This is a genomic window from Flavobacterium sp. ABG, assembly GCF_001027725.1.
Classification (GTDB): domain Bacteria; phylum Bacteroidota; class Bacteroidia; order Flavobacteriales; family Flavobacteriaceae; genus Flavobacterium; species Flavobacterium cupriresistens.
In genome coordinates, this window is sequence record NZ_LEKS01000046.1 from 1 (window position 1) to 1,097 (window position 1,097).

General features: G+C 38.9%; 1 protein-coding gene. It reads right to left on the bottom strand.

Annotated features, from left to right (window positions below; genetic code table 11):
* The coding region (locus AB674_RS21560; protein ID WP_205625373.1) for a carboxypeptidase regulatory-like domain-containing protein at positions 1-1,097 on the bottom strand (1,097 nt) is incomplete at both ends.

The window sequence follows — 1,097 nt, forward strand, 5'->3', positions numbered from 1 at the left end:
TCTCTCCAGAATCCTGTTTGGCTTACAATAACTTCTTTATGATAACCGTTAGGCCCATCAATAATCACATTAGGTGTTAACGCATTACCAAAACCTCCTTCATTTAATTCTCCAACATTTTGAGGACCGGTAAAACTGCCATCACCATTAAGATCAATCCATTCCCATTGGCTATAGTCGATTGCACCATTTGCGTCAGGAGCATTTTTGGTTACAATTCCATCATTATTGGCATCGTACCATTCGTCTTGAATCCCGTTACCGTTGGTGTCGTACCAAACATAATCTCCTAAAACAGGTCGAGTTGATGGTCCATATAAGAAATTATGCACTTGAAATTTACATTCTTCAAGAGTCGTAAGGAATACATTTGAATCCACCGGATACAATTGGTGTACGCTACTTAAATTAGCGTCCTGAACCTGAACCAGGTAACTTCCTGTCGGAACACCTGAGAAATTGTATATACCATCTGCACCAGTGATACGCAATAGAATTGGACCTGTTGTAGTACCTTGCGGAATTAATGTTACCGGTACATTGGCAATAGGTGTATTCGTATTAGCATTAATAATTTGTCCAGATATTTTTACTTTGTAATCCGGTTGTGTTATTACAACGGTAGTCGTTGCTGTACATGTTTGATTTCCATTGTTAACTGACGATGTTGCAGTTAAGGTATAAGTACCAGCGGGTAAGTTTGTATTTCCAACAACTTCATTGTTTTGATTTCTAATTACAACTGTAGCACCAGGACTACTTGTAATCATGATTGAACCATCAGTACCACCAAGACAAGTTACGTTCGAAGCAATTCCGCTTACGGACACTTTATTTTCGACAGTAAAGGTTTGTACCAGTTCTGTTTTATTACCAGCACAATCTGTAAGAGTGTAAGTTCTGGTTAAGATATAAGCATTTCCATCACAACCACTTCCTCCGTTATTGGTGTCATTTACGGTGATTGTTACATTTGAATCACAATTATCAGAAACATTTGTTACATCTTGTGGTGTACCGGCAGCAATAGCAGCTATGCTCTCTAAACCGGTAACATCTGTAGGAACAGTTCCCGTTGGAGCTGTTGTATCTCTCAC